This is a genomic window from Pseudomonas sp. B20, assembly GCF_020515755.1.
In the GTDB taxonomy this organism is placed as follows: Bacteria; Pseudomonadota; Gammaproteobacteria; order Pseudomonadales; family Pseudomonadaceae; genus Aquipseudomonas; species Aquipseudomonas syringae.
Genome location: NZ_JAHPJG010000023.1, coordinates 80,274 through 95,246, shown reverse-complemented (window position 1 = coordinate 95,246; position 14,973 = coordinate 80,274). Strand labels below are relative to the sequence as shown.

At 61.0% G+C, this 14,973-nt stretch carries 18 protein-coding genes; 12 read left to right on the top strand and 6 right to left on the bottom strand.

Annotation, left to right across the window (positions count from 1 at the left end; translation table 11 throughout):
- Position 1 precedes the first annotated feature (1 nt).
- The 10 genes from LIX91_RS21280 to hemN all read left to right on the top strand — a co-directional run bounded on the left by LIX91_RS21280 (position 2) and on the right by hemN (position 8,827).
- On the top strand, positions 2–193 hold the full coding sequence (locus tag LIX91_RS21280) for a CcoQ/FixQ family Cbb3-type cytochrome c oxidase assembly chaperone (RefSeq protein WP_032699162.1): 192 nt from the start codon (positions 2–4) through the stop codon (positions 191–193).
- On the top strand, positions 190–1,167 hold the full coding sequence (ccoP, locus tag LIX91_RS21275; RefSeq protein ID WP_003417809.1) for a cytochrome-c oxidase, cbb3-type subunit III: 978 nt from the start codon (positions 190–192) through the stop codon (positions 1,165–1,167). The genes LIX91_RS21280 and ccoP overlap by 4 nt, the downstream gene beginning before the upstream one ends.
- A gap of 125 nt (positions 1,168–1,292) precedes the next feature.
- On the top strand, positions 1,293–1,544 hold the full coding sequence (locus LIX91_RS21270) for a type II toxin-antitoxin system prevent-host-death family antitoxin (RefSeq protein ID WP_002554250.1): 252 nt from the start codon (positions 1,293–1,295) through the stop codon (positions 1,542–1,544).
- A complete protein-coding gene (locus LIX91_RS21265; RefSeq protein WP_003417810.1) occupies positions 1,544–1,996 on the top strand; it encodes a type II toxin-antitoxin system VapC family toxin in 453 nt (150 codons plus the stop codon). Before LIX91_RS21270 ends, LIX91_RS21265 begins: the two co-directional genes overlap by 1 nt.
- A gap of 58 nt (positions 1,997–2,054) precedes the next feature.
- Positions 2,055–3,467 carry a cytochrome c oxidase accessory protein CcoG gene (gene ccoG, locus LIX91_RS21260; RefSeq protein WP_226489086.1) on the top strand — a complete coding sequence of 471 codons (1,413 nt, stop codon included), beginning with the start codon at positions 2,055–2,057 and terminating at the stop codon, positions 3,465–3,467.
- Between the two features lie 10 nt (positions 3,468–3,477).
- On the top strand, positions 3,478–4,014 hold the full coding sequence (locus tag LIX91_RS21255; RefSeq protein ID WP_226489085.1) for a FixH family protein: 537 nt from the start codon (positions 3,478–3,480) through the stop codon (positions 4,012–4,014).
- A gap of 2 nt (positions 4,015–4,016) precedes the next feature.
- Complete coding sequence (locus LIX91_RS21250; RefSeq protein WP_226489084.1) at positions 4,017–6,491, top strand: heavy metal translocating P-type ATPase; 2,475 nt, start codon at positions 4,017–4,019, stop codon at positions 6,489–6,491.
- Entirely contained in the window at positions 6,470–6,673 is a 204-nt protein-coding gene (gene ccoS, locus LIX91_RS21245; RefSeq protein ID WP_003370219.1) for a cbb3-type cytochrome oxidase assembly protein CcoS, read from the top strand. The genes LIX91_RS21250 and ccoS overlap by 22 nt, the downstream gene beginning before the upstream one ends.
- Complete coding sequence (locus LIX91_RS21240; RefSeq protein ID WP_003412360.1) at positions 6,666–7,349, top strand: sulfite exporter TauE/SafE family protein; 684 nt, start codon at positions 6,666–6,668, stop codon at positions 7,347–7,349. The genes ccoS and LIX91_RS21240 overlap by 8 nt, the downstream gene beginning before the upstream one ends.
- A 95-nt stretch (positions 7,350–7,444) precedes the next feature.
- On the top strand, positions 7,445–8,827 hold the full coding sequence (hemN, locus tag LIX91_RS21235) for an oxygen-independent coproporphyrinogen III oxidase (RefSeq protein WP_226489083.1): 1,383 nt from the start codon (positions 7,445–7,447) through the stop codon (positions 8,825–8,827).
- 14 nt (positions 8,828–8,841) lie between these two features.
- Here the strand turns inward: hemN and LIX91_RS21230 are convergent, their stop codons facing one another.
- Complete coding sequence (locus tag LIX91_RS21230; RefSeq protein WP_003412365.1) at positions 8,842–9,309, bottom strand: hypothetical protein; 468 nt, start codon at positions 9,307–9,309, stop codon at positions 8,842–8,844.
- Between the two features lie 152 nt (positions 9,310–9,461).
- On the opposite strand from LIX91_RS21230, the gene fnr reads away from it, so the two are divergent.
- Positions 9,462–10,196, top strand: a complete 735-nt coding sequence (gene fnr, locus LIX91_RS21225) for a fumarate/nitrate reduction transcriptional regulator Fnr (protein ID WP_003370208.1) — start codon at positions 9,462–9,464, stop codon at positions 10,194–10,196.
- Between the two features lie 61 nt (positions 10,197–10,257).
- Positions 10,258–10,806, top strand: a complete 549-nt coding sequence (locus LIX91_RS21220; protein ID WP_003412368.1) for an adenine phosphoribosyltransferase — start codon at positions 10,258–10,260, stop codon at positions 10,804–10,806.
- Between the two features lie 525 nt (positions 10,807–11,331).
- Here LIX91_RS21220 and LIX91_RS21215 read toward each other — a convergent pair.
- The 5 genes from LIX91_RS21215 to motD all read right to left on the bottom strand — a co-directional run bounded on the left by LIX91_RS21215 (position 11,332) and on the right by motD (position 14,970).
- Positions 11,332–11,733, bottom strand: coding sequence for a DUF2802 domain-containing protein (locus LIX91_RS21215; RefSeq protein WP_003412376.1), 402 nt, complete (start codon positions 11,731–11,733; stop codon positions 11,332–11,334).
- Positions 11,734–12,213 carry a chemotaxis protein CheW gene (locus tag LIX91_RS21210; RefSeq protein WP_003370201.1) on the bottom strand — a complete coding sequence of 160 codons (480 nt, stop codon included), beginning with the start codon at positions 12,211–12,213 and terminating at the stop codon, positions 11,734–11,736.
- A 57-nt stretch (positions 12,214–12,270) separates the two neighbouring features.
- Positions 12,271–13,173 (bottom strand): CheW domain-containing protein, encoded by a 903-nt coding sequence (locus LIX91_RS21205; RefSeq protein WP_032703045.1) that lies wholly within the window; start codon positions 13,171–13,173, stop codon positions 12,271–12,273.
- Positions 13,174–13,248: 75 nt separating this feature from the next.
- The gene (locus tag LIX91_RS21200) at positions 13,249–14,037 is read right to left on the bottom strand and encodes a ParA family protein (RefSeq protein ID WP_003316833.1); all 789 of its coding nucleotides are present in this window, start codon (positions 14,035–14,037) and stop codon (positions 13,249–13,251) included.
- 45 nt (positions 14,038–14,082) lie between these two features.
- Entirely contained in the window at positions 14,083–14,970 is an 888-nt protein-coding gene (gene motD, locus LIX91_RS21195) for a flagellar motor protein MotD (RefSeq protein WP_003412380.1), read from the bottom strand.
- Positions 14,971–14,973: the final 3 nt, after the last annotated feature.

The following is a 14,973-nucleotide window of genomic DNA, read 5'->3' as shown; positions in this document are numbered from 1 at the left end:
GATGGACATCGGAATGATTCGAGGCCTTGGCACACTGGTCGTGATGGTGGCGTTCATCGGCCTGATGCTGTGGGTGTTCAGCCCTGCCCGCAAGGCAGACTTCGACGACGCGACCCTGCTGCCTTTCGCGGATGACCCCGAGGCCATCGGCAAGGTCGAAACTGCCAGGGCTGAACGGGACGGCCGGTCATGAGTACGTTCTGGAGCCTGTACGTCGCGGTCCTGACCCTGGGCACCCTCATCGCCATGCTGTGGCTGCTTCTGTCCACGCGCAAAGGTCAGCCCGACGAACCCACGGATGAAACCGTCGGCCATACATTCGACGGTATCGAGGAGTACGACAACCCGCTACCCAGATGGTGGTTCTACCTATTCATAGCGACCATCGTCTTTGCGTTGGGCTATCTGCTCCTGTACCCGGGCCTGGGCAACTGGCAGGGCTTGCTGCCCGGCTATGAATACCGGGACCAGGACAGCCAGACGCAATTCTCCGACGGCCAGCAAGGCTGGACCAGTGTCCACGAATGGGAGCGGGAAGTCGCAAACGCCGAGGCCCGTTACGGGCCGCTGTTTGCCAGGTACGCCGCCATGCCCGTCGAGGAAGTGGCCAAAGACCCGCAGGCGCTGAAAATCGGCGCACGTCTGTTCGCGTCCAACTGCTCGGTCTGCCACGGCTCTGACGCGAAAGGCGCCTATGGCTTTCCCAATCTGACCGACGCCGACTGGCGCTGGGGCGGCGATGCCCAGGCGATCAAGACCTCTATCCTCGCCGGGCGCATGGGTGTGATGCCGGCCCTGGGCGGCGTGCTTGGCGAACAAGGGGTGCGCGATGTGGCGGCCTACGTGCTGACGCAACTGGACGCGCGCCCGCTACCGCAGGATGCCAAGGCTGACCCGGTGGCCGGACAAAAGACCTTCGCCAGCCTGTGCGTTGCCTGTCATGGGCCAGAGGGCAAGGGAATGCCGATTCTCGGCGCGCCGGACCTGACCCACCCCAACGCGTTTATCTACGGCTCCAGCTTCGCTCAGTTGCAGCAGACCATTCGTGATGGCCGCCAGGGCCAGATGCCTGCTCAGCAAGCATTGCAAGGCAATGACCGGGTTCACATTCTGGCTGCCTATGTTTACAGCCTGTCCCGCCAGGAGCAGCCAGCTGAATCCAAATGACAGGGCGCCGGTCAGCCCGGGGTTGTAGCATTCTGAAAGAACAAATTCTTTGTAGTTACATCTCTACATGACTAGACTGGTTGATGACCACGACACCCTGTCTACTCATTCTGGAAGTCGCACACATGACCACTACCCTCTCCAGCCGTGAATTCAATCAGGACACCAGCGGGGCCAAGAAAGCGGCTAATGAAGGCCCGGTGTTCATTACCGACCGCGGCCGCCCGGCCCATGTGCTGCTTTGCATCGAGGATTACCTGAAGCTGACCGGCAGCGCGGCAAGCATCGCCGACATGCTGATAATGCCCACTGACATCGATATCGAGTTCGAGCCTCAGCGCGCCGTGATCACGCCCCGACAGGTTGATCTGTCCTGATGTTCCTGCTCGACACCAACGTGGTTTCAGAGCTCAGAAAGCGCACTGCAGACGCCAACGTGCTGCGCTGGTCGCGAACACAAATGGCCTCCAGCCTGTTCATCTCGACCATCACGATTCTTGAACTCGAAACCGGTATCCTGCGCATCGAACGCCGCGACCCGACACAAGGCGCAGTATTGCGACTGTGGCTCGACCAGCATGTATTGAAGGCGTTCGCCGGGCGTATCCTGACAGTCGACACCCAGGTCGCAAGACGCTGCGCTCAACTGCACGTTCCCGACCCGCGCAGCGAATGCGATGCATTGATCGCCGCCACTGCGCTGGTGCATGGCATGACCGTGGTCACACGCAACACAATGGACTTTCAGTCGTGCGGGGTCGCGTTGCTCAATCCCTGGGTCAGCCAGTTGAATGAAGAAGCGGCCGTTTATTCACGTGCATCACGTTGAACGCGGATATGAACCTGCCTGACCTGTGTCGGCCGGAGCCAGGCCGCTGGACTCATCGATGACCAAGCAGATTCCAGTACACGACATCACCACGGCATCCGAAACAGGCGGCGAATTCACCGACCTCTATGCTTCGCGCGAGAAGATCCAGACCCGCGCGTTCAAAGGCCTGTTTCGAAATGTGCGGATGCTCGGCGGCGCCCTGTTGCTGCTGATCTTTTTCGGCACGGTCTGGCTGAATCGCAGCGGGCATCAGGCGGTCTGGTGGAACCTGCCGGAACGCAAGTTCTACATCTTCGGCGCAACGTTCTGGCCGCAGGATTTCATCCTCTTGTCCGGCATTCTGATCGTTGCAGCGTTCGGGCTGTTCTTCATCACCGTCTATGCCGGGCGGGTCTGGTGTGGCTATACCTGCCCGCAGAGTGTCTGGACCTGGATCTTCATGTGGTGCGAGAAAGTGACTGAAGGCGACCGCAACCAGCGCATCAGGCTCGACCACGCCTCGATGAGTGCCGGCAAACTGCTGCGCAAGTTCGCCAAACACAGCCTGTGGCTGCTGATCGGGTTTGCCACCGGCATGACCTTCGTGGGCTATTTCTCGCCCATCCGCGCGCTGTGCGTGGATCTGTTCACGGGCCAGGCGGATGGCTGGGCCTGTTTCTGGGTCGGTTTCTTTACCCTGGCCACTTACCTTAATGCCGGCTGGCTGCGCGAGCAGGTATGCATTTACATGTGTCCCTATGCGCGGTTCCAGAGCGTGATGTTCGACAAGGACACGCTGATCATCTCCTACGACCAGAATCGTGGCGAAGCCCGAGGCCCGCGCAGGAAGGAAGCCGACCCTCAGGCACTGGGGCTGGGTGACTGCATCGACTGCACGATGTGCGTGCAGGTCTGCCCGACCGGCATCGATATTCGTGACGGCCTGCAGGTGGAGTGCATCAGCTGTGCGGCGTGCGTCGATGCCTGCGATACAGTCATGGACAAGATGGATTACCCTCGCGGCCTGATTCGCTACACCACCGAGCACAACCTGTCCGGGCAACGCACCCGCACCCTGCGCCCGCGCCTGATCGGTTATGCGCTGGTCCTGCTGATGATGATTGCGCTGCTGACGGCTGCGTTCTGGATGCGCACGCTGGTGGGCCTGGAGGTCAGCAAGGACCGCATGCTGTTCCGGGAAAACGCCGAAGGCCGGATCGAAAACGTCTACAGCCTGAAAGTGATGAACAAGGATCAGGTGGACCACACCTATGTGCTGCAGGCCAGCGGCCTTCCCGACCTGAAACTGCAGGGCCGTCGTGAAATCAGCGTTCCGGCGGGCGAAATCGTCAGCCTGCCGGTGGAGCTGTCCAGTGCGCCGGAAAAACTGCCGTCGCACAGCAACGAGGTAACCTTTACCCTCAAGGACATCGACAGCGATACGCAGGTCGAGACCCGAAGCCGCTTCCTCGGCCCACCTATTCGTTAAGAGCCCCGTCATGCCCGCTGCGACTGCTGCAAGCCCTTGGTACCGGCACCTCTGGCCATGGATCATCATCGCCATCCTGACCGGCTCGGTGACCTTGAGCCTGTCGATGGTGTTCATCGCCGTGACCCACCCGGATCCGCTGGTCACCGATAACTATTACGAGGCCGGCAAGGGCATCAATCGCTCGTTGAATCGCGAAGTGCTCGCCCAGACCCTCAAGCTGCACGCGCGCCTGCACATGGATGAGCTGACCGGTGAAGTCGGGCTGCGCCTGAGCGGCAACAGCAACCCGGCGCGTCTGGAACTCAACCTTATTTCACCCACGCGCCCTGACAGTGATCGCCGGGTGTTCCTGACCCGAAGCCCGTCCGAACCAGGCCGTTACATCGGTCAGTTGCAGGACAAGGTCAACGGTCGGCGTTTTGTGGAACTGCTGGGTGTCGAAGGCGAGCAGACCTGGCGCCTGTTCGAGGAAGAACAGATTGGCACCAATGACGTGGCCCTGGGTGACGAGCCCCTGCAAGCCGCGCAACGCCGGAAAGACTGAACGTGGCCAGGCCCTCCTCCCCCGCGCCGCTGCACTGCTACCACTGCGGTTTGCCGGTTCCGGCGGGCAGCCATTTCAACGCGGTGGTGCTCGGTACAACCCGACAGCTGTGCTGCCCCGGTTGCCAGGCAGTGACCGAGGCCATCGTTGCGAGCGGTCTGGACAACTATTACCGCCATCGCAGTGAAACCTCGGCCAACCCGGAAAGCCTGTCCAGCCAATTGCTCGAGGAACTGGCGCTCTACGACCGCCCCGACGTACAGGCGCCGTTCGTGCGCCACGACGGCGACCTCTCAGAGGCCACCCTGCTTATCGAAGGCATCAGTTGCGCTGCGTGCGGCTGGCTGATCGAGCAACGCCTGGGGCGATTGCCCGCGTTGGTCGAAGCGCGGCTGAACCTTTCCACTCATCGCCTGCTGGTGCGCTGGAACGCCGACCAGCTTGCCCTCAGCCAATTGCTGAACGAGCTGCACGCAATTGGCTATGTCGCCCATCCATGGCAGGCCGACCGCGCTGCCGAACGCATGGCGAGTGACAATCGCCTGGCGTTGCGACAACTGGGCGTCGCCGGCCTGCTGTGGTTTCAGGCAATGATGGCAACCATGGCCACCTGGCCCGAGTTCAATATCGACCTCAGCCCGCAGATGCACACCATCCTGCGCTGGGTGGCGCTGTTTCTGACCACGCCGATCGTCTTCTACAGTTGCGCGCCGTTCTTTCGCGGTGCGTGGCGCGACCTGCGCAGCCGTCACCTGACAATGGATGTCTCGGTGTCGCTGGCAATAGGCGCGGCCTACGCCGCAGGCATCTGGACCGCCGTCACCGGCGCTGGCGAACTGTATTTCGATGCCGTCGGCATGTTTGCACTGTTCCTGCTGGCCGGGCGTTACCTGGAACGCCGGGCTCGCGAGCGCACCGCGGCGGCCACAGCCCAACTGGTCAACGTGCTGCCCGCCTCATGCCTGCGCCTAAGTGATGACGGCCAGAGCCAGCGCATCATGCTCAGCGAACTACACCTGGCTGATCGGGTGCTGGTGCAGCCCGGTGCAGTGATACCGGCCGATGGCAAAATCCTTGAGGGTCACTCCAGTGTCGATGAGTCGCTGTTGACCGGCGAATACCTGCCACAGATGCGCGCTGTGGGCGATGCGGTCACCGCAGGAACGCTGAATGTCGAAAGCCCGCTGACCGTTGCCGTGACGGCGCTGGGCCACGAAACCCGTCTTTCGGCCATTGTCCGACTGCTCGAACGCGCGCAGGCAGAAAAGCCCCGACTCGCGCTGATTGCCGACCGTGCAGCACAGACCTTTCTGCTGTTTTCGCTGATCGCAGCTGCGCTGATCGGGTTGATCTGGTGGCAACTGGACGCATCGCGCGCGTTCTGGATCGTTTTGGCCATGCTCGTCGCCACCTGCCCCTGCGCACTGTCGCTGGCGACACCGACCGCCTTGACTGCGGCGACCGGCACGCTGCACACACTCGGTCTGCTGCTGACCCGGGGTCATGTGCTCGAAGGCCTCAACCAGATCGACACGGTCATCTTCGACAAGACTGGCACCCTCACCGAAGGGCGCCTGACACTGTGCAGCATCCACCCACTACGCGAGCTGGACGCCAATCGCTGCCTGGAACTGGCGGCAGCCGTGGAAAACCGCTCCGAGCACCCCATCGCCAGCGCCTTCGGTCGAGCGCCAACGGCTGCCGAAGAGGTGCTCAGCACACCGGGACTGGGCCTGCAAGGTCGTGTTGACGGGCATCTGCTGCGCATCGGCGAAGCGGCTTTCGTCTGTGCGCTGAGCGGCGCTGAAACGCCCTTGCCAAACGAGCGATCCGGCCAATGGCTGTTGCTGGGCGATACGCAGGGCCCACTCGCATGGCTGGTGCTGGACGACCGGCTGCGCGAGGATGCAGGTACCCTGTTACAGGCATGCCGGGCGCGAGGCTGGAAAACGCTGCTGTTGTCCGGTGACAGCTCACCGATGGTCGACCGTGTCGCGCAGGCGCTGGGCATCGACGAAGCGCGTGGCGGCATGCGCCCGGACGATAAGCTGGAGGTGCTGCGCCAGCTTCAGGCTCAGGGGCGCAAGGTGCTGATGATCGGTGACGGGGTGAACGACGTACCGGTCATGGCAGCAGCCGACATCAGTGTGGCGATGGGCTCGGCCACCGACCTCGCCAAAACCAGCGCTGACGCCGTGCTGCTGTGCAACCGCTTGCCGGTGCTGATCGACGCGCTGAATCTGGCCCGGCGCACGCGTAGCGTCATTATCGAAAACCTGCTTTGGGCCGGTCTGTACAATGGCCTCATGCTGCCCTTCGCGGCGTTGGGCTGGATCACTCCGGTATGGGCGGCGATCGGCATGTCGCTCAGTTCACTGACCGTGGTGCTCAACGCCTTGCGCCTGACCCGCCTGCCGCGTCGTGCGCTTGTCCCCCCATCTGCCCCGGAGGTTTCATGCCCGCGCTTTACATCATGATCCCTGCCGCTCTGCTGCTGGTGGGCGTGGCGATCTACGTGTTCTTCTGGGCAGTGGACAGCGGTCAGTACGACGACATGGAAGGCCCGGCACACAGCATATTGTTCGATGACACGCCGCCTGTGGAGCATGTCCCGCCTGAGTCTCCGCAGTCGGGCCCGGACGAGAAACGCGATGTTTGAACTCGCCTCGATGCTGTTCTCGGCGTTCATTCTCGGGCTGCTGGGCGGTGGCCACTGTCTGGGCATGTGTGGCGGCCTGATGGGCGCCCTGACGCTGGCCATCCCCAAGGAACAGCGCAGTCGCCGGTTTCGTTTGCTGCTGGCCTACAACCTGGGGCGCATTCTCAGTTACGCCGCAGCTGGCCTGTGTTCTGGACTGGTCGGCTGGGCTGTGGCGCAAAGCCCACTGGCGACGGGCTTGCGCATCGTCGCCGCCGTGTTGCTGATCATGATGGGGCTGTACCTGGCCGGCTGGTGGAGCGGGCTCACCTATATAGAGCGTCTCGGCCGAGGCCTGTGGCGCTATTTGCAACCCCTGGCCAGTCGCCTGTTGCCGGTGTCCAGTGTGCCGCGCGCCTTGTTGCTCGGCGCCCTGTGGGGCTGGCTGCCCTGCGGGCTGGTCTACAGCGCCCTGCTGTGGGCCGCCAGCCAGGGCAACCCTCTCGACAGTGCACTGCTGATGCTGGCCTTCGGGCTGGGCACCTGGCCCGTTCTGCTGGCCACCGGCCTGGCTGCCGAACGCACCACGGCCTTGCTGCGCAAACGTGGTGTGCGCATGGCGGGAGGGCTGCTGGTGATCGTCTTCGGTATCTGGACCTTGCCAGGCCCGCACCAGCATTGGCTGATGGGGCATTGAGGCCGGCAACTCTTGCCATTTGATCCACATCAACGCCGACCCCCGGCCTCCTGCGTATGCTCGCGACATCGCCAGCCGGACCGGGAAACGCGCGCATGCTTGACGCCATTCGTTGGGATTCAGACCTGATCCATCGCTACGATGTGGCCGGACCGCGCTACACGTCCTATCCGACTGCGGTGCAGTTTCATACCCAAGTGGGCGGCTTCGACCTGCTGCACGCGCTGCGCGAAAGTCGCAAGGCATTACGTCCGTTGTCGCTCTACGTGCATCTGCCCTTCTGCGCGAACATTTGCTACTACTGCGCCTGCAACAAAGTCATCACCAAGGATCGCGGACGCGCTCAGGCCTACCTGCAACGGCTCGAGCACGAGATACAGATGCTCGCCTGTCACCTGGCGCCCTGTCAGGTGGTGGAGCAACTGCACCTGGGCGGCGGTACGCCGACCTTTCTCAGCCATGATGAACTGCGCCGCTTGATGGCGCAGTTGCGCTCACATTTCAACCTGCTGGACGACGACTCCGGCGACTATGGCATCGAGATCGATCCTCGCGAAGCGGACTGGTCGACGATGGGGCTGCTGCGCGAGCTGGGTTTCAACCGGGTCAGCCTGGGCGTACAAGACCTCGACCCGACGGTGCAGCGGGCGATCAACCGCATGCAAAGCCTGGAAGAAACCCGCGCAATCGTTGAAGCGGCGCGCACGCTGCAATTTCGTTCGGTGAATATTGATCTGATCTACGGTCTGCCCGCACAGAATCCGCAAACCTTCAGCCACACCGTGGACAAGGTCATCGATCTGCAGCCCGATCGGTTGTCGGTGTTCAACTATGCGCATCTGCCCGAGCGCTTCATGCCGCAGCGGCGCATCAACGCGGCGGATCTGCCGGATGCAGCGAGCAAACTGCTGATGCTGGAACACACCGTCGAGCAACTGGGCAACGCCGGTTATCGCTACATCGGCATGGACCATTTCGCCCTGCCCGACGACGAGCTGGCCACCGCTCAGGAAGACCTGACCCTGCAGCGCAACTTTCAGGGCTATACCACGCACGGTCACTGCGACCTCATCGGCCTGGGTGTCTCGGCCATCAGCCAGGTCGGCGAGCTGTACAGCCAGAACAGCAGCGACCTGAACGAGTACTTGAGGCTGCTGGACAGCGACCAGCCAGCAACCCGACGCGGGCTGCTCTGCAGTGATGACGACCGCATCAGGCGCGCGATCATTCAGCAACTGATCTGCCACTTCACCCTGGATTTCGGCCAGATCGAAAAAACTTTTTGCATCGATTTCAGGGACTATTTCAGCGAAGCGTGGCCGCAACTGCTCGGCATGGCCAGCGACGGGCTGATTACGTTGGCCAAGACGGGCATTGAAGTCAGACCGGCAGGCCGGCTGCTGGTACGCGCAGTGTGCATGGTCTTCGATGCCTACCTGACCCGGCACAACAGACAGCAGTTCTCCCGAGTGATATGACCTGCGTCCAGGCTCTACATTTTGGCCAGAACCAGCATTCCCGCCTTGGTCTTGTCGGCGTCACTGGAGCCCAGGCTGTTCATGAGCGACGACAGATCGGCCGTGGAATTGCTCACCTGCGCCTGCAACGTGCTGAGCACGGTCTGCAGTGCCGCGGCCTTGGTCCGTCGCTCCTCGGGACTCAGGCTGGGATCATTCAGCGCCTTCTGGATCTGCTCCATGGTTTCCTCGATCCTGCGCTGAAGCTCGCGAATCGCCTTGAGGATCTTTTGCACGGAAGCAGGTAGGCCGCTCTGCTCGATATCAGCGTTTCTGGAAGACGACGACGCAGCCGCCTTGCCTTCTGCCGACAAATTGACCTGTACGCCCTTTGTTTCGCCCGCAGGCTTCTCGGCAGTGCTTTGCCCGGCGTTACTGTAGGTGGTCTGCGAGGTCGCAGTGCGTATCGTAATGCTGTTGATCAACGGGAGTGTCGTTGACATGACAAGGCATCCTGGCGTGGCTGAAGGAATACAGGTTTATCGGCAGGCAGCCTGCAACCTTAACGACCCCGACACTTTTGCAGGCTGGCCCCGACAAGCATCGGTGAGTTACCCTTACGGCTTATGTGTGATTTCCCACAAGGAATTAAGTGATGTCCGAGCCAGTCAAGTCGCGCGCTCAAACCCAGGCTCATTGCAAGGATTGCAGTCTCGCGCCGTTGTGCCTGCCCCTTTCGTTGAATACCGAAGACATGGACTGCCTTGACCAGATCGTCAAACGCGGCCGCCCGCTGAAGAAAGGCGAGTTTCTGTTTCGTCAGGGGGATACCTTCGAGTCGGTCTACGCGGTGCGTTCCGGGGCGTTGAAAACCTTCAATATCAGTGACAGCGGTGAAGAGCAGCTCACCGGTTTTCACCTGCCCAGCGAACTGGTGGGCATGTCCGGCATGGACGCCGAGGCTTACCCGGTCTCGGCGCAGGCACTGGAAACCACATCGGTCTGCGAAATCCCTTTCGAGCGCCTGGACGAGCTTTCCGTGAAACTGCCGCAACTGCGTCGGCAGTTGATGCGCGTCATGAGCCGTGAGATTCGTGACGATCAGCAAATGATGCTGCTGCTCTCGAAAAAGACTGCCGATGAACGTATCGCCACGTTTCTGATAAATTTGTCTGCACGCTTCCGCGCCAGAGGCTTTTCGGCCAATCAGTTCCGCCTGAGCATGTCGCGTAATGAAATCGGTAATCACCTGGGTCTGGCAGTCGAGACGGTGTCTCGTGTCTTTACCCGTTTCCAGCAAAATCAGCTGATTTCTGCCGAGGGCAAAGAGATTCACATCCTCGCCCCCATCGAGCTGTGTGCACTGGCTGGCGGGTCGATGCAAAGCTGAAACGTGCGATCTTTGGCGGGTCGGCTTAAACTGTCGGCCAAAACTGCCATGGAACCCCCTGATGACTTTCGATCAATCGAACTTCAAATCCCTCATCCGCCCGGTCGTGGACTTCCCCAAGCCGGGCGTGGTCTTCCGTGATATCACGCCCCTGTTCCAGTCACCCAAGGCCACCCGTCAGGTGATTGACAGCTTCGTGCAGCGCTACATCGATGCCGAGTTCAGCCATATCGGCGTCATGGACGCGCGGGGTTTTCTGATCGGTTCGGTGGTCGCGTATCAACTGAACAAGCCGCTGGTGCTGTTTCGCAAACAAGGCAAGCTGCCTGCCGATGTACTGTCCGAGGCGTATCAGACCGAATACGGCGAAGCGTATCTGGAAGTGCATGCCGACAGTCTGTGCGAAGGTGACTCGGTCGTCATGTTCGATGACCTGATCGCGACCGGAGGCACGCTGATCGCCGCCGCCAACCTGATCCGCCGCATGGGTGCCGAAGTGTACGAGGCCGCTGCGATTATCGACCTGCCGGAACTGGGCGGCTCCAAGCGTCTTAACGACCTGAAGATCCCGACGTTCTGCCTGACCGAGTTTGCGCTGGACGAGCAGTAAGACGGGGCGCTGACCGTCGCTCGGCGTTGCACAGCGGTTCTGCGATGTCAGGTGGATCGGGGTTCGACTCAAGTCACCTTTTCGCCCCTCGGCGACCTACTTTGATGGGGCCAAAGTAGGCAAACCCCCTCGCTCCGGTTTCCGGCCCGACTTCGTCGGGTTCCTTCGCCCTGTCACTGATCCGGGGGTCGCCGCAACGGGCCATCCATGGCCCGGTGCGGCTAGCCTGGCGTCCTGCCAGGCTACCCCCGGATCAGCGCCAGGACTCAGCCGTCACTTACGTCGCACTCTGCGTCGTCTGTGCCATCGCGATAAAAAAGCATTTTAGGCAGCATTAACAGTTAAGGCATGATCTTGTGCCGCACCGGAAATTTATGACGCCAAGCGTTACGGAGGGCATGCCAACGCGGAGTGACTGGCACGAGAGTTACAAGATTATCGTTCCTCACGCTCCAGCGTGGGAATGCAGTTCTGGACGCTCTGCGTCCGGCCTTGGGTGTAGCGCAGGCGTGCAGGGAAGAGAAACTAGCTCGCTGTATTGCCGTGCAGTTTGGTCATCAGTTGCGCTTCGGCCTGGGTCAGGCCGCAGGACTGGGTCAGCTCGTCGATGCTGGCACCCATGCCGACCAAACGGGCGGCCTGGGCGAAGGACAGCGTGGAGGGATCGCGCTGCTCCAGTGCGGTGAGCTTATCCGGCAACGGCGCAACGACGGCACGCAGCTCATGCAACGCCTCGCCCATGCGCACCGTGCCGTTCTGGTAGTTGTCCAGGCGTCTGGCCAACTCCTTGATCCGCTGATCCCGCAAGGCAGCCGCGTCATCACGCTCGGCGTCCAGCTTGCGCTGACGCCTGGTATGGGCCAGGAACATAAACAGGGTGACAACCCAGAGAATGCCCAGAAAGACGACAGCTACCTCAAAGATCAATCAGATGTTCTCCAGCTCGGACCACTCTTCTTCGGACATCATTTTGTCCAGTTCAACCAGAATCAACAGTTCGCCGTTCTTGTTGCAGACGCCCTGAATGAACTTGGCCGATTCGTCGTTACCGACGTTAGGCGCAGTTTCAACTTCTGACTGACGCAAGTAAACCACTTCCGCCACGCTGTCGACCAGGATACCGACCACTTGCTTGTCGGCTTCGATGATCACGATACGCGTATTGTCGCTGACTTCAACCGGCGCCAGGCCAAAACGCTGGCGGGTGTCGATCACGGTCACGACGTTACCGCGCAGGTTGATGATGCCCAGCACGTAGCTTGGCGCACCCGGCACCGGGGCGATTTCAGTGTAGCGCAGCACTTCCTGCACCTGCATTACGTTGATGCCGTAGGACTCGTTGTCCAGGCGGAACGTAACCCATTGCAGAATAGGATCTTCGGAACCTTGTGCAGACGACTTATTCATAACCCCAACCCCTCACGTGTGTTCTTTGCAGGTGACGCCACTGGCATCGACCCATGATTATTTCGACTTGTTCAACTGCTTGACCGCGCCACTGGCTATCAGCTCGGCCAACTCTGCAACATCCAGCAACGCGCACATATGCTCGATGACCGTACCCGCCAGCCATGGACGATGACCTCGCTGCGCGCGCCATTTGATCTCGTTCGGATCAAGACGCAACGAACGGCTGACCTGATGCACCGCCAGCCCCCACTCGTATCCCTGCACCGAAATCACGTACTGCAATCCCTGGCGAAAATCGTCGCGGTAGCGATCAGGCATGATCCAGCGCGCGGTATCCAACACTTTCAGGTTGCCTGCCTGACACGGCAGGATCCCGAGAAACCAGTCCGGCTGACCGAACAGCGGCGTCAGCTCCTGCCCCGCCAGCGGATAAATCGACCCCAGACACACCAGCGGCACCGCCAGTGTCAGACCGGCCACATCGAACAACAGGCATTCGAATGGCTCGGCAGCCCATGCCGGACGACCATCACTGGTCGGCGGTGGCGTCGGGGTACGCTGGGCTGCCAGCGTGCTCAACTCGGCGACCGGTTCAACCAGCGCAACGCCTGGCACTGCCTCTTCAACCTGAACCACTTCAACCTGCACCGCTTCGGCAACGATCACCGGAGCGACTTCAACCACTGGCGCAGGCGCCAGCACCTGCACCTCGACAGCCACCGGAGCCGGCGCGGCAACCGCGACCGCCAGTGGCTTGATCTGCGCCTGCATCCGCGCATCAAAGGCCTGCTCTTCGAGCACAGCCGCCTGAAATTCATCGATGCTGCTGACGGGCTCTTCGAGCACTTCAGTCGCGTCGTACAGCAGTGCGTCCAGGTAGGACTGCAAAGCCAGTTTGGGTCGTGTTGCTACTTCTACAGGGCGGTTCATACCGGGGCCCAACAAAAAATGGAGCATGTGCAGCCTGATACAGTTATCGGCCGCATTGAGGCATCACTTGAGCAAACAATGTAGAAAGAGTAGACGTTCACGTCAGGCCACCTGCGCATTGAGCTGCTCGGCGAGCATATGCTTGAGCAATGCCCGGTAAGCGATCACACCACGACTCTTGCTGTCGTTCTGCGACGGCGTAAGCCCCAGACGGCTGGCATCGCGCAGTCGAGTATCGACCGGCACATAGGCTTGCCAGACGTGCTCGGGGAAGCTGTCGCGCAACAGTTTCAAGGTACCCATCGATGCCTGGGTACGGCGGTCGAACAAGGTCGGCACGATGGTGTAAGGCAGCGGCACCTTGCGCGAACGGTTGATCATGGTCAGCGTGTTGACCATGCGCTCCAGACCTTTCACGGCCAGAAACTCGGTCTGCACCGGAATCGCCAGCTGTTGGCTGGCCGCCAGCGCATTGACCATGAGAACGCCCAGCAGCGGCGGACTGTCGATCAAGGCATAGTCAAAATCCTGCCACAACTGAGCCAGACTTTTCGCGACAACCAGACCCAGGCCGCTCTGGCCGGGTGACTGGCGTTCCAGTGTGGCGAGTGCCGTGCTGGAGGGTATCAGCGAGATACGTTTGTCGCTGGTAGGCAGCAGCAACTGGCCGGGAAGACCGTCCGGCACTGCGCCTTTATGCAGGAACAGATCGAAAGCACTGTGTTCCAGTTCGTCCGGGTTATGCCCGAAATAACTGGTCATGGAGCCGTGAGGGTCCAGATCGACCACAACCACGCGCTTGCCTGAATCGGCCAGCAAACCGGCCAGGGCAATGGTCGTGGTGGTCTTTCCGACTCCACCTTTCTGGTTGGCTACTGCCCAGACTCTCATTAATTGTTTTCCTTCCGTACAGCGACGACCATACCGATACGATGTTTAGGGGGCGGGTGACGGAGAATTGACGGCGTTCGCGCGTACCGGCGGCTTTGCTGGCACCGGTGCAGTTTGTGTGCCAGCACGCCGCAATGCAGCATCAGGCTGCACATTGGCCGATCCAGCGCTGGTCAGGCTGCGGCGAACGTCCAGATTGCGCGAGATAACCAGCACTACACGGCGGTTCTTGGCGCGGCCGGCAGTGCTGGTGTTGGGGGCGATCGGCTGAAACTCACCGTAGCCCACCGAAGCGAGTCGCGCCGGATTGACACCGTCCATGGCCAGCATGCGCACAATGCTGGCAGAACGCGCCGAAGACAGCTCCCAATTGGTCGGAAACTGTGCAGTGCTGATCGGCTGGTCGTCGGTAAAGCCCTCGACATGGATCGGGTTGTCGAAGCGTTTGACGATCCCGGCGACCTTTTCGATGATGGTGAACGCCTTGTCGCTGGGCATCGCATCGCCGCTGCCGAAAAGCATGCTGGAGTTGAGTTCGATCTCGATCCACAATTCGTTGCCGCGCACCGTCATCTGGTCGGACTTGATCAGGTCACCGAACGCATCGCGCACGTCCTGGGCGATGGTCTGCAACGGGTCATCAGAGGCCTGACCTATACCGGCGTCAGTCTGCTCGCTGTCCTTGACCAGCGGCTCGGCGGGCTTGATCGAGACCGGGCGCTGCTCGCCGATGGGGATCGGCTTCATGGTGCGTTCGGTGTCGTTGAACACGCCGACCAATGCCTGGGACAGGATCTTGTACTTGCCTTCGTTGACCGAGGAAATCGAGTACATCACCACGAAAAACGCGAACAGCAAGGTAATGAAGTCGGCATACGACACCAGCCAGCGTTCGTGATTTTCATGTTCTTCGACCTGACGACGGCGAGCCATGCG